Origin of the sequence: Flavobacterium frigidarium DSM 17623, from assembly GCF_000425505.1 — a bacterium.
Lineage (GTDB): Bacteria > Bacteroidota > Bacteroidia > Flavobacteriales > Flavobacteriaceae > Flavobacterium > Flavobacterium frigidarium.
On sequence record NZ_AUDO01000009.1, the window covers coordinates 120984 to 145642 of the forward strand.

Sequence of the window (24659 nt, forward strand, 5' to 3'; positions counted from 1 at the left end):
TTATGCCTATTTTAAAAGCCCAAGATCATTCTCGCAATTGAGAAATAGATTAAGATACCGCAAATATCATTACTGGTTGTAATAAATGGTCCTGTTGCTAGAGCGGGGTCTACGCCAAATTTATCCAATAATAATGGAACAAAAGTTCCAATTAATGAGGCAATAATAATCACAGAGATTAGAGCAGAACAAATAACAAAACCAATAATTACGGGCTCATCAAGCAGGTAATAACTTCCTGTAAATAAAATTACAGATAAAATAGAACCGTTGAGCAAACTCAAAGAAATCTCTTTTATTAATCGTCTAAATAGAGATCCGCTCAAGGTATTATTAGCCAAACCCTGCACAATAATTGCGGAGGATTGTACCCCCACATTTCCTGCCATTGCGGCAATAAGTGGCGTGAAGAAAAATAAGTTTCCATGTTCAGCCATGGCACCTTCAAACAACCCTAAAACCCTTACAGTGATGAATCCTCCTAGAAGTGCTAAAACCAACCATGGTAAACGTGCCTTAGATAATTCAAGAATACTATCATCGGCTTCCACATCTTGCGAGATACCGGCCGCTAATTGGTAATCTTTATCGGCTTCTTCTCTTATCACGTCTATAATGTCATCAATTGTAATACGACCGACTAAACGCCCCATTGCATCTACAACCGGAATCGCCTCTAGATCATATTTTTGCATAATACGAGCAACCTCAACATCTTCGGCATCTACATTTACAAAAGTTACTTTTTTAATATAGATATCTGCAATTTGTGTCTTTGTAGAGGTAGTCAATAAATCTTTTAATGACAAACGTCCTTTTAATCTGTTTTCGTCATCGACCACATAAATAGAATGCACGCGTGAAACATTTTCTGCCTGAGCACGCATTTCTTTCACACAAGTAAGCACGCTCCAGTTTTCGTTAACTTTCACTAACTCCTTCCCCATTAATCCACCGGCAGTGTCTTCGTCATAACGAAGTAAATCGATAATATCCTTAGCATGCTCTAAGTCATCCAACTCAGATATTACTTCTGCTTTTAAATTATTAGATAACTCTGCTATAATATCTGCAGCGTCGTTAGTATCTAATTCATCTAACTCCTCAGCAATCTCTTTTGCCGAAAGGCGGCTTAGAATATTTTCACGCAAGTCATCTTCTAACTCAAGAAGAATCTCTGCTGTTTTATCACTGTCTAATACTTTAAAGATATAAGTGGCCTCATTAAAATCAAGTTCGTCCAAAATCTCTGCTATATCAGCATGGTGCATGTCATGAAGTAAACGCTCTAATTCTTGATCGTTCTTATTAACAATATGCTGCTCTAATTCGAGTATTAAGTCTTTACTGATTTTAAATTCCATCGGCTTCTATCTTTTGTGTAAGTGCAATAAATTCTTCTACGCTAAGTTGTTCTGGTCGTAAGTTAAAAACAGTATCCTCTCTTAATTCGTCAGATAAATTCAATGTTTTTAAACTGTTACGAAGGGTTTTACGTCGTTGTTGAAAAGCGGTTTTCACCACTGTGAAAAACAACTTTTCGCCGCATGGCAAACTATAATCTGCTTTTCTACGCATGCGCATTACTCCTGACTTCACCTTTGGTGGTGGAATAAACACGTTTTCGTCTACGGTAAATAAATATTCTACATCATAAAAGGCTTGCGCCAAAACAGATAAAATTCCGTAAGCTTTACTTCCCTTTTTCTCGCAAATACGTTCAGCAACTTCTTTTTGAAACATTCCAGCAAATTCTGGAATTTGTTGTTTCAATTCTAGCGTTTTAAAAACAATTTGAGTAGATATGTTGTATGGGAAATTCCCAATAATAGCAAATTGCTTTCCTTGAAAAACTTCGTTGATATCGTATCTCAAAAAATCTTTAGAAATAATTTTATCTTTTAATTTGGGGTAATTCTCGTCTAAGTACGCTACAGATTCGGTGTCGATCTCAATAACATAAGTATTTGTAGGCTTGTCAAGCAAGTACTTTGTAAGCACTCCCATTCCTGGCCCTATTTCTAACACATCATCATATCCTTCAAGATTGATGGTATCTGCGATTGCTTTTGCAATGCTCTCATCTTTCAAGAAGTGCTGTCCGAGGTGTTTTTTTGCTTTTACTTTTTCCATGATTTTTGTTTAAAGCTTAAAGTTATCTAGTCCAAGTTTGTCAACTTAACACATACTCTTTAAACTATTTTGAATTAGAGAAACCGTTTGCTTCGTCTAATAGGCATTCGTGCTTTTTAATGGAACAACCCTAAAGCTGATTATCAAAAAGAAATTATTAGTGCTCTGACACTACTTGCAACTCCGTTCTAAAAGCCAATACTTTCTCCCCAAATAATTTTTCAATCTCATCACGAAACTTCGGAGCGTCTTCTTGGTAATACTTTTCTAAAGTTTCTTTGCTATCTGTTGTGTATTGAGCCGAATACGTCACTCCACCCATTTCTTCTTCAATTAAAACACGTACTAATCTAGCCGATACAAATTTGCCTGTAGCTAAAATTTCTGGAATATGCTTGTGTTGCATAAAGATCATCCATTGATCGTGAATACTCTCGTGTACGTTGCTTGTTACGTTATATATTATCATTTTTTTCTCTTTTTTAATAATCGAATATTCATCTGTTTTTTCAAACCCCTCTAATGCAATACTCAACCTTGTTATTATAAATTAGTATCTCCTCTTAACTTTCTAAAACTTTTTCTGGCTTCCACAAAATAAATGCTGTCTTCATGATTAAAAATAATTTGCTCATAAAGTGGTTTTGCTTTTTCAGGCTCGTTTAATTTTTTATTGTAAATCTCTGCTGAGAAGTACAGCGCTTCATCACTATAAATCCCATCGGCATGATTGCTTATGATAGTTTGATATTGGCTTAAAGCCAAATCATTCTGTGCATTTTTCTCGTAAATTGTTCCCAAACGCAATAATGTAATCGCTTCTACTTCCTGACCTTTAAACTGTTTTAAAATAGATTGAAACTGTATAATTGCGGCCTCATTCCTATTTTGATACATTAGATAATCACCTTTTGCAAATTCCTTAAGTGCTATTTGTGTAGAATCGGCAACTGTATTGTCATTTATTAATAAGTAATATTCTAGTGCGTCATTTGCTATCAATTGTGTGTTTGCCGCCTTTAACTCTTTAAACTGTTTTAACGCCCATTTAAAATCACCTTTAAAATAACTTGTCTTAGCCGCTTTTAAACTAGCTTCATGGGCAACAACGTCATTTTTTAAATCTAGTTCTACTTGAGAATAATATAATAATGCTTGATTGAATTTCTCCTCATAAAGCATAATATCTGCAAGCTCCATTTTTGCTTGAGCGATTTGATAATTATTCAATTGTAACTTTAAAGCACGATCGACAATGGCGCGCGCTTCTACCGGATTTTCTAGATTAAATGCTACAAAATGCGCTTGAATTAATTGCAAAGATAAGGTAAATGGACTTATTTCGTATTTAGACAGCAAAGCATCTAAAGCTGAATTGATTGCGGGAAAATCATTTTGCTTTGCAGCATCAATTTTCATTTTGATCAAGTAAGTATCTGCTTGAATGAGTAATGATAAATCTGTGGTGTTCTCAGTAATATAGCTAAGGATTGCTACAGCAGTCTCTAAATCTTCCTCTAAAATACTTTGCTGCGCTAGGCCTACAATATTTCCTAACGACTGTGGATTGCGTTTGTAAATCGCCTTCTCTTGAATAAATGCCTTACCGTATTCTCTTTGTTGAACATAAAACCAACTTAAATATTGATTCCAAAATACATCTTGCGTTTTCTGTACTCTTATAATTAGTGCTTTCCTTAGACTATCACTAAAACTGCTATCACTTTCATCGAATAGATAGCGCGCAAGCTGGCTTTTGATCAAATTTGAATTCTCAGGGTTTTCAAAATTAGCATCTAGCAAGGTATTTATCATTAGCTCTGTGTTACCCATTTGACCATAAAGCAGTGCTTTTTGATAATCAAAATTATAATTTGGCTCTACAAAAGTGGCCGTATCATAGGCTTTTATAGCATATTCAAGAAGTGACTTTTGTTCAAATAAATTTGCAACACTGTAGACTTCTCTAGCATTTTTTTGTATGCGTTCGATTGCTTTATTATAAAATGAATTTGCTTTACTTTCCTCTTTTTGCAAATGCGCATTAAATCCTAGCTCGACTAAAATAGCAGCCTGATTGTATTTTGCGAAGCGTTCATTTAAAAGTGTCTTTGCCTCATCATATTGTTTTAACTGCTGGTAACAATCGATTACTCTAAGAAAGTATTGCATGTTTTGAGGCACTGTTTGCAATAGCTCCTCGTAACTTAATTTTGCTTTTTCAAAGTCACTTCTCTCATAATAGTAACCAGCTAATTGTTCGTTTTGTGAAAAACCAACAGCTGTTACTAAAAATGCAAAAAGTAGAAAAAGCTTTTTCATAACCGTTTTAGGTTTCGAAATTTAATTTAAAAGAATTCCTTTCTTCTATAAAATAGTAAGAAACTAAGAGCGCTTAATTAACGCAACTTAGTTTCTTATTATAATCGTATATCTTACTCAAAAGATTTAGTTGATGATATCAAATCCACAGTAAGGGCGCAATACTTCAGGTATTACAATTCCTTCAGCTGTTTGGTAATTTTCAATTATTCCTGCAAGAACTCTAGGCAATGCTAGTGAGCTTCCGTTTAGGGTATGTGCTAATTGGCTTTTACCATCTTTATCTTTGAAACGTAGTTTTAAACGGTTGGCTTGAAAAGTCTCAAAATTTGACACAGAAGAAATTTCTAACCAGCGATCTTGTGCTGTAGAAAACACTTCAAAATCATAAGTCAATGCCGATGTGAATCCCATATCACCACCACAAAGACGCAATATTCTATAAGGTAATTTTAGTTCGTCTAGTATTTCTTTAATATGTTCAACCATACCGTCTAACGCCTCATATGACTTATCAGGATGTTCCACGCGTACAATTTCAACCTTATCAAATTGGTGTAAACGATTCAATCCACGTACATGCGCTCCATAAGATCCCGCTTCACGACGAAAACAGGGTGTGTATGCAGTTGTTAAAATAGGAAAATCATTTTCGTTTAAGATCACATCCCTAAACATGTTAGTCACCGGAACCTCAGCTGTAGGAATTAAATACAAATCATCTGCAGCATCATGATACATCTGCCCTTCTTTATCTGGCAATTGACCCGTTCCATAAGCTGATGCTTCGTTTACAAAATGAGGCACTTGTACTTCATTATAACCTGCAGCAGTATTTTTATCTAGAAAATAGTTGATTAACGCGCGTTGTAATCTAGCTCCTTTTCCTTTGTATACAGGAAACCCGGCACCAGTTATTTTAACACCTAATTCAAAATCAATAATATCATATTTTTTAACTAGCTCCCAGTGAGGCTGTGCGCCTTCATGTAAAACCGGTACTTCGCCGCTTTCGAAAACATTTAAATTTTCCTCAGGTGTTTTACCTGCAGGAACAATATCAGCAGGAAGATTAGGTAAAGTATATAGTTTTTCTGTTAATTCGCTAGTTAGTACTTCAGCAGCTTCGGCTAACTCTTTACTTTTTTCCTTTAAAGAAACCGTTTTCTCTTTAAGAATAGTTGCTTTAGCTTTTTCGCCAGCTTTCATTAATTCACCTATGTCTTTGGACAACTTATTAGATTCAGCTAAAATGTTGTCAAGAGCTACTTGTGTAGCACGACGTTTTTCATCTAGTTGTACGACTTCTTCGACAACCGCTTTGACATCAAGATTTCGTTTTGCCAACGCTTGGATTACTTTCTCCTGATTCTCTCTAATAAATGCAATTTGTAACATAGCTTAATTTTTAATGCTGTACTTTATAATAATGAAAGCAAATTTAAACAAATGTTTCATACTTAAAGCGTAAACTTTAAAGGAATACCGTAATTGTATCGATAATTCAAAATCTAAAATTGTACTTCTAGACCTCGAACATATAAATTATATTGTTCGAAAAAAAAGAGGATTCAAATTACGCCAGAACCAAATTGATAAATATGCATGTTTGAAAGATAGCCATTAAGAATATTTGTTTTAATTCACGCAATAATTATACATTCTCTTTTTAAAAGCACTCTTTTTATTAATTTCCATTTTTTTAACTTGGATAATTAATTTATATACATATATTTGGAAAACCAAATTGGTTACCCAATTTATATTCGTATTTGATTTGGTTACAACACTCTACTCTTTCAAGAATATAGCGTTATAAAATAATGTCACTTTAGTGCAACCTCTTAATTAATTGCAAGCAAAAAAGGTCTAGTGCAAGAGTCAAAACAAACAGAAACTACCTATAAAATAATTTGAAAATACTTTTAATGAAAAGATTCCTATCCACATTAAGCATACTTACTTTGTTTATTACCAGCAGCCCAAACGCTGAAGCAAGTATTATGAAACCAAAAAAAGACATTATAGTAAAAAATCTTGCTGAGTTAAGAAGCGCTATTAAAAGTAGTTCTGCCGGCGACAATATCATTTTAGCAAATGGAACATGGAAAGATGCTGAAATAAAATTTTACGGAAAAGGAACTAAGGACAATCCTATTGTTTTAAAAGCCGAAACTCCAGGTAAAGTTTTTATCGAAGGGGTTTCTAATTTAAAATTAGCAGGAAGCTACCTTGAAGTGAGAGATCTGTATTTTAAGAATGGATATACTCCTTCTAATTCGGTGATACAATTTAAAATCAACAACGATTCTATCGCTAATAATTGCAAGGTTACCCAATGTGTAATTGAAGAATTTACACAACCTGACAGAGATGTTAGCGATCACTGGGTAGAATTCTGGGGAAGACACAATGAATTAAGCAACAATTACATCACAGGGAAATCTAATTTTGGGCCTACAGTGCGTGTTTTTCTTGATGGTAACGAACATGTAAATAACTACCATCAAATCATCAACAACCATTTTGGACCTAGACCGCGTAAAGGTGGACCACACGGAGAAACAATTCAAATTGGGGATAGTGAAACTTCAATGACACCTTCTTACACCAATGTGGAAAACAACTTATTTGACCGTTGCAATGGTGAAGTAGAAATCATTTCGAGTAAATCAAACTTTAACGAATTCAAGAAAAATGTGTTTTTTGAAAGTGAAGGTTCTCTAGTTTTAAGACACGGAAATTACGCTAAAATTGATGGAAACGTTTTTATAGGAAACGATACTTCTGATCAAATGGGTGGAATTAGAATTATCAATACAGGACACTGGATTACAAACAATTATTTTTACAAAATTAAAGGGAATGCTTTTAGAAGTGCAATTGCAATCATGAATGGAATTCCTAAATCATCACTAAACCGTTACAATCAAGTGACAGATGTTGTGGTAGCATACAATTCATTTATCGACTGCGTATCACCTTGGCAATTTAGTGTTGGTTCAAATGTAAGTCAGAAAGAAGTTTTGCCTAAATCAGAAATTAGATCTGCACGTCCAGAACGTGTTACCTTTGCAAACAATTTAATTTACAGCGCAACTAAAAGCGAAAATCCAATTGTAAATTACGACAAGGTAGATGGTGTAAACTTCAAGAACAACTTTACTAACAACGCAAATAACAGTGAAGTTAAACCTGCTGGATTGATTACAAAAGATTTTGCTGTTGATAAAATTGCAACAGACATCTATTCATTAAAGCAAAATAATAATGATGTTTTTGCAGGATTTGATTTCGAAAATATAACAAACGATTTTTTCGGGAATGAAAGAACAGCTTCAAATAATAGTGTTGGTGCAATTGTAAATCCAGTAAAATCTAATCCTATTCTTATTGATAAAACAAGGTACGGAACAAACTGGTTTGCTACTGAACAACCGCAAGCAACTGCTAATAAAATTATGGTAGCAACTTCAGATGAATTAGTAAATCAAATCAAGAAAGCAGTTTCAGGAGATATTATTGTATTAAAATCAGGTACTTTTAAAGTGAGTGAATCAATTGTTATTAATAAAGAAATCACAATTACTTCTAGCAATTCTAAGAAAAAATCTAAGATTGAATTCACTGCTTCAAAAACAGCTTTTGAAATGCATCCAAAAGGAAATCTAATCTTGAAAGATGTTGTTTTATCAGGAAATAAATCTCAAAATACCTTTACTACCTTAGATAAAAACATGAGTAAAGCGTACAATTTACATATTGAAAACACTGAAATAACAAATTTTAAAAATGTATTAGAAGTTTCGAAAGGGTCTTTCTCAGACAACGTGATTGTGACCAACTCCTTAATTACAAATTGTGAAAATGGATTTTTATTAAATAAAGAAACAAATGATGGTGGAGATTACAACGCTGAATTTGTAACATTTACCAACTCAAAATTTGACGGTATTCAAGGTGTCGTTCTAGATTATTACCGCGGTGGTTATGATGAGTCTACCATTGGTGGAAACCTAAAGTTAGAAGGAAACATTTTCACAAACTGTGGTAAAGATCAAGCAGAACATATCTTAATCAAGAATAGAGGAATCGTATTTGTGACTATTGCTAACAACATATTCAAAGATAATGTGGTAAAAACAATCGCAGTCTTATGGGGAGAAAAAGGTCAAGAACCGGTTAATAATAAAATTACAAATTCAGGAAAGATTGAGATTGTACAAAATCTTGAAATGAAATTAATGTATTAATTGATGTTGTTAAAAAACTGTTATATATCCGATTATCCTTTTTGTAGCGCATTATTTTAGTGAACTGTAAGTTTATAACAACGTACAAAAATCCACTACTACAGGAATGTTCACTAAAAATTTAAGCCAGCAAACTAAAAAGTCATTTAAAAACTTTTTAGTTTGCTGGCTTTTTTATTTCGCATTATAGAGCCTTATGCTCTTGTAATTTCGTGTCCTACAAATTCCTCAAGAGCTGCAAACATATCGTCTACAGAAAGTATTTCGGTATCAGGATGTGCTAATAAAAAAGCAGCATTCAATTGTACTAAATTCTCTTCAATCTCGTAGAAAGTATCATTATTTAGCAAGTCTCTTATTGGGTTGACTCCTTCTAGTTTTCCTTTAAAAAATTTAGCCCTTTTTACTGAGCTCATTAATTTCACCTTCTTGCACTGTTGTTGAAATAACTCCAAATGTTTTTCGGCTCCTAGTAATTGTAAACCTTCCTCAATTAATTCGTTCAATTCTAAATTCCATTTTGAATTGTACACAAACTGAGCAAAATTACCTTCGGTACATTGTGAAGTATAATAATCCAAGTAATAACTCATTAATGCATCTTCATGAATTAAATCGTCATCAATTTTCTCTTCTCGCATTAAATTAATAACCGAAATATTAGAGTTGATAATGTCTTGTGGATTTTCGCTTGCAGCGGCAGTTTCTGAAATGATTATTTTACCGAATTCCATTTGGAAGTTGTTTAATGAATTGATGGCAAATTTCGCTTTTTTTACCACAGATTACGGTTATAAAAACGATTTTTTTTAAGTCTTGGTTTACGGAGATCGTATTTAAAGGAAAATCTATCAGATTAAAACCAACTCACTGCTGCAATGAGAATTTATCAAATGCTTTACTTTTCGTTTTCCTTTTGTTGATTCATTTTAGTAATGAGCGCTTTTATGCGTAACGCTTTTTCTTTCTTTTCTTCCTGCAATTTAGCTTTTTTACGATTAAGCAGTTTAGTATGCAAAGCTTTGTTTTTAGTGTTTTTTTCGGGTCCTTTTGCCATGGCGTGTTGGTATCAATATTTGAACTGAATTGTGTAGCAATAATTCTTATTCTTTGGCAAAGATAAAACAACATCATAGCAAACTAAGAACTAGCTAGAGTTGTTTTTATAGAAAGAATATTCGAAATATACTTTTATAATAAATCGAAACAATAATTAGTATTGTTAACTACACTAAAAGTATAAGATAGCGTGATTTAATTGTGACCTCAAAAGTTTTTTACAATCGAATCTTACCCGCATTTTCAACTAATAAGAAAAGTTTATTTATTAGAAATTAAAAAACATTATCTGATGGTCAAACCTTTACAGAAATACTCAAAATTTATCAGCTATACCAACTGCTGCTAGTAGTTTTTGAGCCAAATAACACTATATTTGTATCATGAAAGCAGTCAAATCTGCTTGTACTACGGGCGTAGTTCAAGGGTAGAATAGCGGTCTCCAAAACCGTTGATGGGGGTTCGAATCCCTCCGCCCGTGCAATCAAAATTTAAACAACAAAGTCTAAGGGTAATTCCTTAGACTTTTTTATTTAGGATAAAGACCACTACTAAATGTAACAGAAATTATGCATATAAATAAATGATAAAAGGTCGTGAAGAAAAATCGATGCGCAGCTACTTAATCTACACGTCTATTTATTTGATATTCTTTCATTTTAACAACTTTTTTATCTCTCACTCTTTGAAAAAGATAAAACAGTATGCCTCCTAAGAAATAGAGCAGAACATCAATCCAATCTGAGGTATATCTAATATTGGTTTTGGGTAAATAATATTCGAAAAATATTGCGTAATAACTCGATAAAATAAAGATAAAACCGAAGGGAAGTGTAAAACGAGGATCATGTTTTAGTTTTCGAATAATAAATATCAATGCTCCCAGAACTAGCGGTATACACAGCAAATCATTTAAATAATTATTCACTACAAGCGGTAAAGGAGTTGCCACCTTTTGAAGTACATAGACGCTAGCAGCAATAAGCAACATAATAATGTAGAGGATTTTAGATAACATATATGTTGGTTGTAATTTCAAAATAAAAGAGTTACAAAGCGCCAACTCCTTAAATAATACAAGTTGGATTATTGAGTGCTGCTTTTAGCCTGCGGCCGCCGCAATAATAAGTGATATAATACCTCCAAATATCAAAGCAAAAAACAACCAAACGTAATAACCTCCTTGAAAAATTAAGCGTACTAATACGTTAGAATGTTCTGTTCCATTTTTTAAAAAAGTTTCAATTTTGCTAGGCTCTTTCTTAAGGCTTGCTCTTAATTTAGCTTTTTTTGTATTTTCTTGTTCTCGTTTCAATTTTCGCTTGGCCACTACATCTAGTAAAGCACCGCAATTACTGCAGTATTCTGCATTTAGATTGACCGTACCACATTCTGAACATGTTATATAACTTGTATTCATAGGAATCTGTTGTTTTGAGTTAGCATAGACGCTTTAAATGGCTCTATAAATAATTGTAGTTTATAATTTTACCTCAAGCTCTTAAATACTATATCGTTAATTCAAAGTTACTAAATTTTAATAGTTTACTTGAATTCAAGGTACCTAATTTACTACTTCTCCACTGTTGTGTTGACGGTCAATTAACTCGCTAATAATAATCCCATAGCCCCGATAGCAGTGGAAATCCTTTTACTTTTTTTCTTTAAAAAGTAAAAGATTGCAACGAATAGCGGGAAATAGCTCCTAATCCTTCGAATGCGCTCAGGAAGACAATAAATAATTTCATATTTTTGCATCCAATAAAATTGAATCATGATACAGAATCCAAAAAGATATACGATTACGGCGGCTTTGCCTTATACTAATGGACCTATACACATTGGCCATTTGGCGGGTGTTTATGTACCTTCAGATATTTATTCTCGTTACTTGAGATTACAAGGTAGAGACGTTTTGTTTGTTTGCGGAAGCGACGAGCACGGTGTAGCAATTTCTATGAAAGCCAAGAAAGAAGGCATTACTCCACAAGAGGTAATTGATAAGTACGATGGTATTATTCGTAAATCGTTTATTGATTTTGGGATCTCATTTGATAATTACTCGAGAACTTCGGCTAAGATTCACCATGATACGGCGCAAGATTTTTTTAAAAAATTGTATAATAATGGTGATTTTATAGAACAAGTAACAGAACAATTGTACGACGCAAAAGCAGATCAATTCTTGGCTGACCGTTTTGTAACTGGTACTTGTCCAAAATGTGGCAACGAAGAAGCGTATGGTGATCAATGCGAAAAATGTGGATCTACACTAAATGCGACTGATTTAATCAACCCAAAATCGACGATTACAGGAGAAACTCCGATTATGAAGTCAACAAAACACTGGTTTTTACCTTTGGATCGTTATGAAGATTTCTTGAAAGAGTGGATTCTTGATGGACATAAAGGCGACTGGAAACCGAATGTTTACGGACAAGTAAAATCTTGGATTGATGGCGGATTAGAGCCTCGTGCGGTTACGCGTGACCTTGATTGGGGAATTGATGTTCCTGTGGCTGGTGCCGAGGGGAAAAAACTATATGTTTGGTTTGATGCTCCTATCGGATACATCTCAGCAACTAAGGAATGGGCAGCAAGAGAAGGCAAAGAATGGGAACCTTACTGGAAAGATCAAGACACCAAGTTGGTTCATTTTATAGGGAAAGATAATATTGTTTTTCACTGTATCATTTTCCCTGCGATGTTAAAAGCTGAAGGAAGCTATATTTTACCAGATAATGTTCCTGCAAATGAGTTCTTGAACTTAGAAGGAAATAAATTATCTACGTCTAAAAACTGGGCGGTTTGGTTGCATGAGTATTTAGAAGAATTTCCAGGACAACAAGATGTTTTGCGTTATGCATTGACATCAAACGCACCGGAAACAAAAGATAACGATTTTACTTGGAAAGATTTTCAAGCCAGAAACAATAATGAATTAGTAGCTATTTACGGGAACTTTATTAACCGTGTGGTAGTTTTAACTAATAAATATTACAACGGAATTGTTCCTGCACCAAACGAATTATCTGAAGTAGATGAAGCAACTCTAACTGAGTTAAAAGCATATCCTGCAGTGATTTCAAGTTCTGTGGAGCGTTACCGTTTTAGAGAAGCGTTAGGAGAATTAATGAACGTGGCCCGTTTAGGAAATAAATATTTAGCCGACGAAGAGCCTTGGAAAGTAATTAAAGACAATCCAGAACGCGTGCAAACACAAATGTATGTAGCCTTACAAATCGCTACAGCTTTGAGTTCGCTTTGTGAACCGTTCCTACCATTCACGGCAACTAAATTATCTCGAATATTAAAAATCGAAAGCCCATTAAATTGGAACACGATTGCAGAGACTTCTGACCTATTACCAGCAGGTCACCAAATAGGAGAAGCTGAATTACTATTTGCTAAAATTGAAGATGAAGAAATTCAAAAACAAATTGATAAACTAGAGGCTACAAAAACAGCTAACATTGCTGAAAACAAAAAAGCTGAACCTCAAAAAGAAGCAATTCAATTTGATGATTTCGCTAAAATGGATTTGCGTGTTGGTACCATTATCGAAGCTGAGAAAATGCCTAAAGCAAATAAACTACTAGTATTGAAAGTAGATACAGGTATTGATGTTCGAACAATAGTATCGGGAATTGCAGAAAGTTTTAAACCAGAAGATATTGTTGGAAAGCGAGTAACAGTTTTAGTAAATCTAGCGCCAAGAGCATTACGTGGTGTAGAAAGTCAAGGAATGATTTTGATGTCTACAAATGCTGAAGGAAAATTAGTTTTTGTTAATCCAGATACTGATGGTGTCTTGAATGGAGAGACAATAAATTAAAAAAGAAATATATACCAACACGAATTTCACTAATTTGCACTAATCTAGATGTGCGATTTAGTGAAATTCGTGTTTATAATAGATAACTGCAAAAAAGTATGACCAATGCAAAACCAAGATTAGCACTCGCTTTCGGGATTTTATGTATTTCGATTTTTCCTATATTGGTCAAATTAAGGTTAACACCAGGATTGATATCTGCATTTTATAGAATGGCAATCGCTTTTTCATTGCTATTGCCTTATATGCTAATTAATAAAAAATTTAAGCTCCCTCAAAAGAAGTACATTTTATTAGCTATTATTTGCGGAGTACTATTTGCAAGTGATGTTGCCGTCTGGAATATCGCTATTCAAGAATCAAGCGCTACACAAGCTTCTTTATTAACTAATTTGTCTCCCTTGTGGGTTGGAATAATATCCTATGTTTTTTTGAAAATTAAACCAGCTACCAATTTTTGGATTGGAACTACTGTTGCGTTATTCGGAATGGCAATGCTAGTAGGATTCAAATTTTTCTTAGAATTAGACTTTGACAATGCATTTATGTTAGCCGTATTATCTGGCATATTTTATTCTATTTATTTATTAGTTAGTAAAAAAGCACTTTCTCAAATAGATGTGCTTTCTTTTATGACCATTAGCCTACTGGCTTCCTCAATATATTTAGCGATTGCATGTTTACTGATGAACGAACCCTTTACAGGTTTTTCAAATATGGGTTGGTTAGTATTAGTAATTCAAGCAGTCGTTTGTCAATTGATGGCTTGGCTGTCTATTAGTTACGCTACGCAATACATGCGCCCTACCAGAGTATCTTTGAGTTTATTAGGTCAAGCAGTATTAACATCAATTTTAGCTTGGTTATTTCTAGACGAAAAAATAACAATCAATATGGTTATAGGCGGATTGATCTTACTAATAGGAATTAGAATTACTTTTTATACCAAAACTCTTTCGATAAAAAATTTAAAAACGAATAATCAAACTAACACAGCACAATAAAAAATTTATGAATGAAATTAAAGTTATAGCATTTGATGCAGATGACACCTTATTTATTAATGAAACTTACTTTGGCGAAGCAGAAGAAAAATTCTGCAGCTTACTAAGTGATTATGTCTCACGACAAAGTATAGCCCAAGAATTGTACAGTACACAAATCGCTAATTTACCTACTTACGGCTACGGAATAAAAGGCTATATATTATCGATGATTGAAGCCGCAATGAAAATTACCAACTACACTTTACCGGCAGCATTTATTAAAGAAATAATCGAATACGGAAAAGAATTAGCAAATAAACCAATCGTACTACTTGACGATGTTGAAGAAACTTTGCAAGCCCTTCACGGAAAATATAAATTAGTTGTAGCAACAAAAGGTGATTTGCTAGACCAACGTAGAAAACTGCATAAATCTGGCCTTGGCAAATATTTTCACCATATAGAAGTCATGTCAGATAAGAAAGAAACTGACTATCTAGATTTAATTAATAGATTAGAGATCAGACCTAATGAATTTTTCATGATCGGAAACTCGTTAAAATCAGACGTTTTACCGGTATTAGAGTTAGGTGGTTATGCTTTGCATATTCCGTTCCTTACCACATGGGAACATGAAAAAATTGATCATGAAATTGAACATCCTAATTTTTACAACGCAGTAAGTATCGAGACGATATTAGATATATTAACTTAATTGACCTTTTTTTACGTTAATTTATTTTAAAATATAACCATTTCTTTTAGTTTATCGATTTAAATCCTACAATTATAAGCACTAATTATATATTATTAATAATTATACGTATAAATTTCTGTCAATATTATAGCCCAATGGGTGGTTTTGTAATATTATATCTAAATATTACAAAATTATAAGATTGAAATTTCTTATTAAACATTATGTCGTATTTTTGCTCGAAATTTAAAACCAGAAAAAAATGAAAAAATTAATACTTACGCTTGCTTTTGCTTCGGCATTTTCAACAGTTAGTGCTCAGACAACGCCTGAGAAAATGACAACAAATGAAGAATACAACAAATGGTCTATCGAGGTAGCTGGTGGTGTAAACAAACCACAAAGACCATTAACTTCAGGTTATTTTACTTCAACTCCAAGCCCTTATGTTATTGATTTAGGAGTTAGATACATGTTCAACAACAAATTCGGTTTAAAAGCGGATGTTGGATACAACAGTTTTGAAGGAAAAAACAATTCTGCAGATTTTGATACTAAGTACTACAGAGTAGACTTACAAGCAGTAGCAAACTTAGGTAGAATTATGAACTTCGAAACTTGGACAAATACTATTGGTTTAGTAGGACATGCTGGTTTTGGTTTAGCTCAATTAGAAGATGAGAATTCATCTTTAAAAGACAGAATGGGTAACTTTATGGCTGGTATTACAGGTCAAATTAGATTATCTGATAGAATTGCTTTAACAGGTGATTTTACAACTATCCTTAACGCAGATCAAAATGCAAACTTTGATGGTGCTGCAACACGTGCTTCAAGAGGTTTCCAAGGGATTCTTTTCAACGGTACTGTTGGTGTAACTGTTTACTTAGGTAAAAATGCTAAGCATGCTGACTGGGTTACTTTAGTAGATAAAGATGTAATGAACTTAACAAACAGAGTAGATTCATTAGAAACTATGTTAGTTGATTCTGACCAAGATGGTGTTGCTGATTATTTAGATCTTGAGCCAAACACTGTATCTGGTGTAATGGTTGATTCTAAAGGTAGAGCTATTGACTTAAACAACAATAACGTTCCTGACGAATTAGAAAGCTATTTATTGAAAACTTACGGTAGCAAAACTGATAACAACCCAGCATTAACTAACAACGAATTAATTTCTAAATTAATCAACGGTGGATATGTTGCTACATATTTTGATTTCAACAAATCAACTCCAACAAACGTTTCTACTGAAGGAATCGACTTTATCTTAACTTACTTAAGAAACAACCCTTCTGCTTCAGTTGACATTATTGGTCATGCTGACGAAATTGGAAGAACAGCTTACAACGATAAATTATCTAACGCTAGAGCTCAAAAAGTAAAAAGTATTTTACTTAAAGCCAAAGTTGATGCTTCAAGATTAAATGTTGTTGCAGCAGGTGAAGATAATTCAGTTGAAAAAGATTCAGAATTAGCTAGAAAATTAGTTAGAAGAGTTACTTTCAGAGTAAAATAATTCTCAACTTACATATATTAAAGCCCTAAAAGGAAATTCCTTTTAGGGCTTTTTTTATGCGCTGGCTTTTTAGTAATTAGCTTTAGGATATTTTAATATTTAGAATAATTTTGTAAAAAAAAATACTTTGAAGAAGAAGTTAGATTTACAGAGCTGGAATAGAAAAGAACATTTTGAGTTTTTTAAAGATTTTGACGAGCCCTTTTACGGAGCCACAGTAACAATCGATTGTACACATGCATACAAGAAAGCCAAAGAACTCGACTGCTCGTTTTTTATTTATTCACTACATAAAACATTGCTTGCCATCAATGCAATTCCAGAATTTAGATACCGCATTGAAAATAACGAAGTAATAATACATGACAATATAGACGCATCTGCAACGATAGGACGTCCAGATGGTACTTTTGGTTTTTCTTTAATACCTTTTTCAGAGGATTTAACTACCTTTAAAATTCAAGCTCAAAAAGAAATGACCAGAGTAGCAAGCACTACTGGGCTTTTTACACGATCTTTTGACATGGATAATCTAATTCACTTTTCGGCCATACCTTGGCTTAATTTCACTTCCTTATCGCATGCTAGGAGCTACAGTTTACCTGACAGTTGTCCTAAAATTTCTTTTGGTAAAATAACCACAGAAAATAATAATAAAACGATGCCAATGTCTGTACATGTACATCACGCTTTAATCGATGGCTTACAGTTAAGTCAATTTATAGACTTGTTTCAATACTTAATGAATAATTAAATGCTTGACTTGGGTTTAAGGAGTATAAATTGAAATAGTTAAAGTTTTTTCCCTGTTTGTAAAAACGATTACCTTTGACTTTTAAAGTAATTCTGATAGCGTTGGGCAAGAAAGAAAAAGATAAAACAAAGGACAAGAAAGATAAAAAAGAAAAGAAAGACCCTACTCTCAAAAAATTAAAAAAGAGTGAGACTTTCAAGTCTAAGTGCTGCAAAAAATTTAAAAAGGGTGAAGAAAAACGTTGCAAGCGTTGTCCATTTTTTGCTACAATAAAAGCAGCAACCACACCATTAGATTAAAGTTATAGTTGCTGCTTTATATTTGAATAAATAATAGCTTATTTGCTGAGAAGCAAAATTTCATTGACAACAACTTCTGTTACATATCTTTTCTCACCATTTTTATCATCATAGCTTCGGTGTGTCAATTTCCCTTCAATAGCAACCTCCTTACCTTTTACGGCATATTTCTCAATTATCTCAGCTGTTTTGCCCCAGGCAACTAAGCGATGCCATTGCGTTTCTTCCACCTTTTCTCCTTTGTCATTTTTATAACTGTCATTAGTAGCTACAGTAAAATTGGCTAATTTTTTTCCTCCTTCAAAATTTTTGATTTCTGGATCGTTTCCTAAATGTCCAATTAATTGAACTTTGTTTTTTAATGCATTCATGGCGTGTAAAATTTAAATGTTAGTGTTGTGTATATATTCGTCAAACGGATATCGTTTCGACATTGCAAAGATTATTCAGCAATTGCATCTTATTCGGTTCGCAATCAATTACTTTCGGTTGTAAATAATTGTAAACGTTTGTAAATGGCTATTAATTTGACTATATTAGCTTCAAATTATATTTATTTATGCCGACAAATATCAAGTCAATAGAACTACGTAATCTCCAAATCGAAGATTATAAAGAATTAAAAAAATCGATGATTGAATCATATCCAGAGATGTTAGAATCATTTTGGAAAGAAGATCAAATAGAATTATTGTTACAAAAATTCCCAGAAGGGCAGCTAGTAATCGTTGTTGATGGTATTGTCGTAGGATCAGCATTATCGCTATTAGTAACCGAAGATTACGCCTTTAAAACAAAAACATACAAAGCAATAACGGGAAACTTTACCTTTTCTACACACAATCCTTTAGGAGAGGTTTTATACGGAATCGACGTTTTTATAAATCCACAATACCGCGGTTTGCGTTTAGGACGTAGACTATATGATGTACGCAAAGAATTATGCGAACAACTAAACCTAAAATCAATCATATTTGCGGGTAGGATTCCAAATTATGGTAAATTTAAAAACGAAATTACACCTAAAGTTTATATCGAAAAAGTAAAGAAAAAAGAAGTTTATGATCCTGTATTGTCTTTTCAGCTAAGCAATGACTTTCATGAATTAAGAGTTCTTAAAAACTATTTAGAAGGCGATACAGAATCATTAGAATACGCTGTATTACTCGAATGGAACAACATCTATTATGACGACAGCCCTAAACTAATCAACACCACTAAAAGTGTCGTTAGGTTGGGATTGATTCAATGGCAAATGCGTTCGCTTCCTAACTTAGAAGCATTATTCGAACAGGCAGAATTTTTCATTGATGCCGTTTCTGGTTATGGCAGCGATTTTGCCTTATTTCCAGAATTCTTTACAGCGCCATTAATGGCTGATTACAATCACTTATCAGAAGCTGAAGCCATTAGAGAACTTGCACGTCACACTGATGCTGTAAAAGCTAAATTTCAAGAATTTGCAATCTCTTATAATATTAACATCATTACAGGAAGCATGCCTTTGATCGAAGATGATCATGTCTATAATGTTGGTTTCTTGTGTAAGCGTGACGGAACAAACGAAATGTATCGTAAGATACACATCACGCCTAACGAAGTGTTCCATTGGGGAATAACAGGCGGTGACATTATCCAAACTTTTGACACAGATTGTGGAAAAATAGGAATTGTAATTTGTTATGATGTCGAATTTCCTGAATTATCAAGGTTAATGGCAGATCAAGGAATGAATATTCTATTTGTCCCTTTTTTAACTGACACTCAAAACGGATACACTCGTGTTAAACACTGCGCACAAGCAAGAGCAATCGAAAACGAATGCTACGTTGCAATTGCTGGCTGTGTGGGTAATCTACCTAAGGTAAACAACATGGATATTCAATATGCGCAGGCAGCAGTATTTACGCCTTCAGATTTTGCATTCCCTAGTAATGGTGTCAAAGCAGAGGCAACTCCTAATACTGAAATGACACTAATTGTAGATGTCGACATGAATTTACTAAAAGAACTTCATGAACATGGAAGTGTCAACACTATGAAAGATAGAAGACATGATTTGTACAGTTTGAAAAAAATAAAATGATGAAAACTTGCTTAGAATGTGGAGAAAAAATTGTGGGTCGGGAAGATAAAAAGTTTTGTAGCGACGGTTGCCGTAATGCATACAATAACAAAATCAACAAAGACAGCAATAATTTCATGCGCAATATAAATAACAAATTGCGTAAAAACTACCGCATCCTATCCTTACTAAACATCGACGGAAAATCAAAAACAACCCGAGCTAAACTCCTTAGCAAGGGTTTTGATTTTGATTTTTTTACCAATATTTTGAATACCAAAACCGGAAACACCTACTATTTCCTTTATGACCAAGGTTACCTATTATTAGACAATGATTATATCATGCTAGTAAAAAAAGACATTTAAAAACTGGAACAGAATAATATGAAGAAAAGCTTTGCCGAATTAGTTAGCACCTTGTTTATACTATTTATTCTAGGTTTTATCTATTACACAATGATGCCTAGAGCAATCACTAACGATCTAAGTACATTATCAGAGTTCTCTACAGATCGTGCGTTTACACAGGTAGAATCTATTTCTCAGTACCCACATTATGTAGGATCAAAAAATCACGAGACCGTTGCCTCTTACTTGCAATCACAACTGCATGAATTAGGACTGACGACTACTACTCAAGAAGGATATACACTAACCGACTGGGGAAATCTTGCAAAGTCAAAAAATATTCTTGCTCGAATAAAAGGTAGTGGTAATGGCAAAGCACTGCTATTATTATCTCACTATGATAGCGCTCCACATTCTGCTTCAAAAGGAGCGAGTGATGCAGGATCAGGCGTTGCATCGATCTTAGAAGGTATTCGCGCTTTTCAAAACAGCAAAAAGAAGCACAAGAACGATATTATAATCTTATTTACAGACGCAGAAGAATTAGGTTTAAACGGTGCCGCTTTATTTGTAACAGAGCATCCTTGGGCAAAAGACGTAGGCGTAGTTTTAAATTTTGAGGCCAGAGGAACATCGGGTCCTAGCTACATGCTAATGGAGGCAAATGTCGGGAACAAAAACCTTATCGAAAATTTTGCTGCGGCCGCTCCACAGTATCCTGTAACAAATTCGTTAATGTATAGCATCTACAAGATGCTACCTAATGACACTGATCTCACCGTTTTTAGGGAAAAGGGAGCGATTCAAGGCTATAATTTTGCTTTTATCGATGGCCATTATAATTATCACACAGCTCAAGACATTAGTGCCAACCTAGATAAAACGAGCTTAAGCCACCAAGGGGCGTACTTAATGCCCTTACTCGATTATTTTAGCAACTCTAATCTTAGCCCTAAACCAACTACTGAAGATAACATTTACTTCAATATTCCATTTATAGTCTTAATGTATCCTTTCTCATGGGCGCTACCCATGGCTATAATTGCTTTAATTTTATTTATTGTACTCGTCTTTATAGGCCTTGGAAAAAAATTATTAGTAGCGCAAGAAATCATTAAAGGCTTCATTCCGTTGTTAAGTAGCTTATTAATCACATTCATAACGGTATTTGTAGGCTGGAAACTAGTACAAATTTGTTACCCTCAATACAACGACTTATTAAATGGCTTTACCTATAATGGACATGATTACATCGCCGCTTTCACGCTATTGACCTTGGCATTAAACTTTGCTCTTTATCAATGGTTTTCAGCAGGAAAAAAAACAATGAATCATTACGTAGCGGCTTTATTTATTTGGCTTGTAATTAATATAGTGCTTGCTATCTATTTAACTGGGGCAGGGTTTTTAATCATACCTGTATATTGTGGATTATTGAGCTTGACCTATTTTGTAATTACACAACACTCAAGCAAAGTCTTAAATGTTATTTTAGCAATACCAGCATTTATTTTAATCGTTCCATTTATACAAATGCTACCTATAGGCCTTGGATTAAAAATCTTGTACGGAAGCGCCTTGTTGACGTCTTTGACTTTCACTTTACTACTTCCTGTTTTTGGAGCATACCGATACAAAATAGTTTGGTCATCGTTACTACTTTTAGGAAGTGTCTTCTTTTTCATAAAAGCAAATGAAAACGCAGCGTACGGCCCTAACAAAGCTAAATCAAATAGCTTACTTTATGTTTATAACGCCGATACTAACAAAGCAAGCTGGGCAACCTATGATATAAATTTAGACTCATGGACTAAGAACTACTTAGGTCAGAATCCTAAATTAGTGACTAACCAAAGTCAGAATAAACTTTTTAGCAAATACAACTCTGATTTCACTTACCAAACAATTACAAAGGTGAGACCTTTAAAAAAGCCAACAGTTATTTTCGAAAAAGACTCGGTAGCACGAGACATGCGTTATTTAAAAATTAAAATTATTCCGAATCGAAAAGTCAACCGTTATGATCTATTTGCTGGCGAACAAATGAATTTTTATAATTTTACAGCCAATGGAGTACAAGCATTAGAACAAAAAGGAAACCAGTTGAATCGAAAGGGCAGAAAATTATTAAGCTATTACGTAGTTGACAACGAAGCATTAGAATTAAATTTTGCCATTCCTAAATCAACAATATTTGATATGAAAATCATGGAATCTTCATTTGATTTATTAGAGAACCAATTATTTAATATGGTCAAAAGAGCCAATTGGATGATGCCAACACCCTTCGTATTGAATGATGCAATTGTGATTGAGCAGCAGTTAATACCAACACCGTATGTTGCACCAAGAACCGTTGAAGAACCAAAAGTTACACAAGTTAAGCAGCGACGCACATTATACAAACCCATCGATACTACTTCGACTGAATAATAATAGTGAATTTAAACCAGTCTATCATTTGAACCAATAAAAAGCTGTCTTAAAAAGCAATCTGATAAGTACCATTTTACTTTCTATTTATAGTATTTTTGCAATCTATATTAGAGATACAATGAGACAAATAAGCGTTTTAGGTTGCGGTTGGTTAGGTTTGCCTTTGGCGAAAGCCTTAATCCAACAAGAATTTATTGTTAAAGGATCTACAACTACAGCTGAAAAATTGCCCACCTTAGAACTCGCGGGAATCAAACCTTACTTAATCGAGTTAGAAAGTGACCAACTGTCTCACAACATGGGGGAATTTTTAAAGGATAGCGAAACATTAATTATCGCAATACCGCCTAAACTTCGTGGAAAAAATAAAGATTACAGTGATGCTAATGCCAACTCATTTGTAAAAAAGATCTCCTTGTTGCTTCCAGAAATCGAAAACTCATCTGTAAAAAATTTGCTTTTTGTGAGTTCAACTGCAATATATGGCGACATAAACACAGTTGTATATGAAACTACAATACCTCAACCAGTTACCGAAAGCGGAAAACAATTATTAGAAATAGAGAATATACTTCAAAGTCAAACAGCTTTTCAATCTACTATTTTGAGATTTGGTGGTTTAATAGGTCCAGATAGAAATCCCGCTCGTTTTATGGCTGGAAAAGAAGATATCTCTAATCCAGATGCTGCCGTTAATTTAATTGACCAACAAGATTGTATTAATATTATTTTGAGAATCATTGAAACAAAAACTTGGGGAGAAAATTTTAACGCCGCAGCTCCTTATCACCCTACTCGGGAGCAATATTACATTGCAAAAGCGATAGAACAAAACCTTGTCCCTCCTATTTTTGATCACAATTCACCTTCGGAAGGAAAGACGATCAACAGCGATAAGCTAATTAAAATTTTAGATTACACTTTTACCAATACAACATTATAAAGTGGTAAAAAGATTAAAAACGAAGGTTAGCAATGGTGTAAATTACATTGGTATGCCTATACTTGCATTAGCCGTGGTTTGCTTTTGCTGGGGAACGACATGGATAGCTTCAAAAGAAGGTGTACGCCATATGCCGGCATTACAACTGGCTGCGATTAGACAATTCATTGGAGGCAGTATTTATATTTGCTTTTTTATTTTCAAGAAAGCTCCTTGGCCGAAAGGCAAACAATGGAAGACAATCTTAATATTGAGCGTACTCAATTTTGCTTTAAGTAACGGACTTAGTACTTGGGGTGTGAAATTTATAAGTAGTGGCCTTGGCGCCATCTTGAATGCCATATTCCCGTTATGGATTGTAATTATTACTTTTTTTCAAGGCGAAAAATTAGCACGTTTGGCCATCTTGGGTTTGATTGTGAGTTTCAGTGGTGTTTGCGTAATTTTCTATGACCACCTAGCTGATTTTATGCAAGCCGATTTTAGATTCGGAATTTTCCTTTCGATAATCGCTACAATAACATGGGCTTTTGGCAGCTTGTATACTAAGAAAAAAGCGGCGACATTCAATCCGTATTTTAGTTTGGGTTTACAAATGTTTATCTCTAGCAGCATCTTACTTACCATTACAGAAACTACTGGAATGAGCGTGTCTTTAAATTCCATTCCCGTGACCTCATGGTATGCGATAGGGTATTTAGTGATTGTGGGTTCGATCATGTCGTTTATAGCCTACGTATACATGTTACAGAAGTTACCAGCAGAGATTAGCAGTATATACGCTTATATCAATCCTATTGTCGCCATTTTATTAGGCGCCTTACTATTTGAAGAAACATTAAACATTGCTATAGCAATAGGTGGGACAATCACTTTAAGCGGTTTATTTATGGTGAACAAATCAATTAGACGAACCAGAAGGCTTGCGGTATTAAACGAAAAGCAAAAAGAAACATTAGAGCCCCTAATTTCTTAAAGCAAAAAATCCCAAGCAATTTGCGTTAG

The 24659-nt window shown here is 33.9% G+C and carries 22 protein-coding genes and 1 tRNA gene; 13 read left to right on the plus strand and 10 right to left on the minus strand.

Features of this window, described 5'->3' with window-relative positions; all coding sequences use genetic code 11:
* Positions 1-11: 11 nt before the first annotated feature.
* From mgtE to serS, 5 genes are all read right to left on the minus strand, one after another.
* Positions 12-1364: a magnesium transporter gene (gene mgtE, locus H603_RS0106725; RefSeq protein ID WP_026707859.1), complete on the minus strand. Its 1353-nt coding sequence runs from the start codon at positions 1362-1364 to the stop codon at positions 12-14.
* A complete protein-coding gene (gene rsmA / locus H603_RS0106730; protein ID WP_026707860.1) occupies positions 1354-2133 on the minus strand; it encodes a 16S rRNA (adenine(1518)-N(6)/adenine(1519)-N(6))-dimethyltransferase RsmA in 780 nt (259 codons plus the stop codon). Before rsmA ends, mgtE begins: the two co-directional genes overlap by 11 nt.
* Positions 2134-2290: 157 nt before the next feature.
* Positions 2291-2602, minus strand: coding sequence for a DUF4286 family protein (locus tag H603_RS0106735; protein WP_026707861.1), 312 nt, complete (start codon positions 2600-2602; stop codon positions 2291-2293).
* Positions 2603-2676: 74 nt separating this feature from the next.
* Positions 2677-4455 carry a tetratricopeptide repeat protein gene (locus H603_RS0106740; RefSeq protein WP_026707862.1) on the minus strand — a complete coding sequence of 593 codons (1779 nt, stop codon included), beginning with the start codon at positions 4453-4455 and terminating at the stop codon, positions 2677-2679.
* 126 nt (positions 4456-4581) lie between these two features.
* On the minus strand, positions 4582-5853 hold the full coding sequence (gene serS / locus H603_RS0106745) for a serine--tRNA ligase (RefSeq protein WP_026707863.1): 1272 nt from the start codon (positions 5851-5853) through the stop codon (positions 4582-4584).
* Between the two features lie 530 nt (positions 5854-6383).
* Here serS and H603_RS0106750 point away from each other — a divergent pair.
* The gene (locus tag H603_RS0106750; RefSeq protein ID WP_026707864.1) at positions 6384-8708 is read left to right on the plus strand and encodes a chondroitinase-B domain-containing protein; all 2325 of its coding nucleotides are present in this window, start codon (positions 6384-6386) and stop codon (positions 8706-8708) included.
* Positions 8709-8902: 194 nt separating this feature from the next.
* Here H603_RS0106750 and H603_RS0106755 read toward each other — a convergent pair whose 3' ends face one another.
* Both H603_RS0106755 and H603_RS17525 read right to left on the minus strand, forming a co-directional pair.
* Complete coding sequence (locus H603_RS0106755) at positions 8903-9442, minus strand: DMP19 family protein (RefSeq protein ID WP_026707865.1); 540 nt, start codon at positions 9440-9442, stop codon at positions 8903-8905.
* A 164-nt stretch (positions 9443-9606) separates the two neighbouring features.
* Complete coding sequence (locus H603_RS17525; RefSeq protein WP_169628286.1) at positions 9607-9765, minus strand: hypothetical protein; 159 nt, start codon at positions 9763-9765, stop codon at positions 9607-9609.
* Between the two features lie 412 nt (positions 9766-10177).
* Here H603_RS17525 and H603_RS0106765 point away from each other — a divergent pair.
* Positions 10178-10248: transfer RNA gene (locus H603_RS0106765), tRNA-Trp, on the plus strand.
* Positions 10249-10389: 141 nt separating this feature from the next.
* Here H603_RS0106765 and H603_RS16585 read toward each other — a convergent pair.
* Both H603_RS16585 and H603_RS0106775 read right to left on the minus strand, forming a co-directional pair.
* On the minus strand, positions 10390-10785 hold the full coding sequence (locus H603_RS16585; protein ID WP_051219208.1) for a hypothetical protein: 396 nt from the start codon (positions 10783-10785) through the stop codon (positions 10390-10392).
* An 84-nt stretch (positions 10786-10869) separates the two neighbouring features.
* Positions 10870-11187 (minus strand): hypothetical protein, encoded by a 318-nt coding sequence (locus tag H603_RS0106775; RefSeq protein ID WP_026707866.1) that lies wholly within the window; start codon positions 11185-11187, stop codon positions 10870-10872.
* Positions 11188-11541: 354 nt separating this feature from the next.
* Between H603_RS0106775 and metG the strand changes: the two genes are divergently transcribed.
* From metG to H603_RS16590, 6 genes are all read left to right on the plus strand, one after another.
* Positions 11542-13602 (plus strand): methionine--tRNA ligase, encoded by a 2061-nt coding sequence (gene metG, locus H603_RS0106780; RefSeq protein ID WP_026707867.1) that lies wholly within the window; start codon positions 11542-11544, stop codon positions 13600-13602.
* Positions 13603-13700: 98 nt separating this feature from the next.
* A complete protein-coding gene (locus H603_RS0106785) occupies positions 13701-14606 on the plus strand; it encodes a DMT family transporter (RefSeq protein ID WP_026707868.1) in 906 nt (301 codons plus the stop codon).
* Between the two features lie 7 nt (positions 14607-14613).
* The gene (locus H603_RS0106790; protein ID WP_026707869.1) at positions 14614-15303 is read left to right on the plus strand and encodes an HAD family hydrolase; all 690 of its coding nucleotides are present in this window, start codon (positions 14614-14616) and stop codon (positions 15301-15303) included.
* A gap of 244 nt (positions 15304-15547) precedes the next feature.
* The gene (locus tag H603_RS0106795; RefSeq protein ID WP_026707870.1) at positions 15548-16807 is read left to right on the plus strand and encodes an OmpA family protein; all 1260 of its coding nucleotides are present in this window, start codon (positions 15548-15550) and stop codon (positions 16805-16807) included.
* Positions 16808-16934: 127 nt separating this feature from the next.
* Positions 16935-17561 carry a chloramphenicol acetyltransferase gene (locus H603_RS0106800; RefSeq protein WP_026707871.1) on the plus strand — a complete coding sequence of 209 codons (627 nt, stop codon included), beginning with the start codon at positions 16935-16937 and terminating at the stop codon, positions 17559-17561.
* 74 nt (positions 17562-17635) lie between these two features.
* Entirely contained in the window at positions 17636-17860 is a 225-nt protein-coding gene (locus tag H603_RS16590; RefSeq protein ID WP_245576095.1) for a hypothetical protein, read from the plus strand.
* Positions 17861-17898: 38 nt separating this feature from the next.
* Here H603_RS16590 and H603_RS0106810 read toward each other — a convergent pair whose 3' ends face one another.
* Positions 17899-18231: a single-stranded DNA-binding protein gene (locus H603_RS0106810; protein WP_026707872.1), complete on the minus strand. Its 333-nt coding sequence runs from the start codon at positions 18229-18231 to the stop codon at positions 17899-17901.
* 188 nt (positions 18232-18419) lie between these two features.
* On the opposite strand from H603_RS0106810, the gene H603_RS0106815 reads away from it, so the two are divergent.
* The 5 genes from H603_RS0106815 to H603_RS16600 all read left to right on the plus strand — a co-directional run bounded on the left by H603_RS0106815 (position 18420) and on the right by H603_RS16600 (position 24630).
* Positions 18420-19946, plus strand: a complete 1527-nt coding sequence (locus H603_RS0106815) for a carbon-nitrogen hydrolase family protein (RefSeq protein ID WP_026707873.1) — start codon at positions 18420-18422, stop codon at positions 19944-19946.
* On the plus strand, positions 19946-20293 hold the full coding sequence (locus H603_RS0106820; RefSeq protein ID WP_026707874.1) for a hypothetical protein: 348 nt from the start codon (positions 19946-19948) through the stop codon (positions 20291-20293). Before H603_RS0106815 ends, H603_RS0106820 begins: the two co-directional genes overlap by 1 nt.
* Before the next feature lie 18 nt (positions 20294-20311).
* Positions 20312-22708, plus strand: a complete 2397-nt coding sequence (locus H603_RS16595; RefSeq protein WP_245576096.1) for a M20/M25/M40 family metallo-hydrolase — start codon at positions 20312-20314, stop codon at positions 22706-22708.
* A gap of 121 nt (positions 22709-22829) precedes the next feature.
* The gene (locus tag H603_RS0106830) at positions 22830-23654 is read left to right on the plus strand and encodes a Rossmann-fold NAD(P)-binding domain-containing protein (protein ID WP_035675597.1); all 825 of its coding nucleotides are present in this window, start codon (positions 22830-22832) and stop codon (positions 23652-23654) included.
* Positions 23655-23706: 52 nt separating this feature from the next.
* Complete coding sequence (locus H603_RS16600) at positions 23707-24630, plus strand: DMT family transporter (RefSeq protein ID WP_051219214.1); 924 nt, start codon at positions 23707-23709, stop codon at positions 24628-24630.
* The last annotated feature ends 29 nt before the right edge of the window (positions 24631-24659 follow it).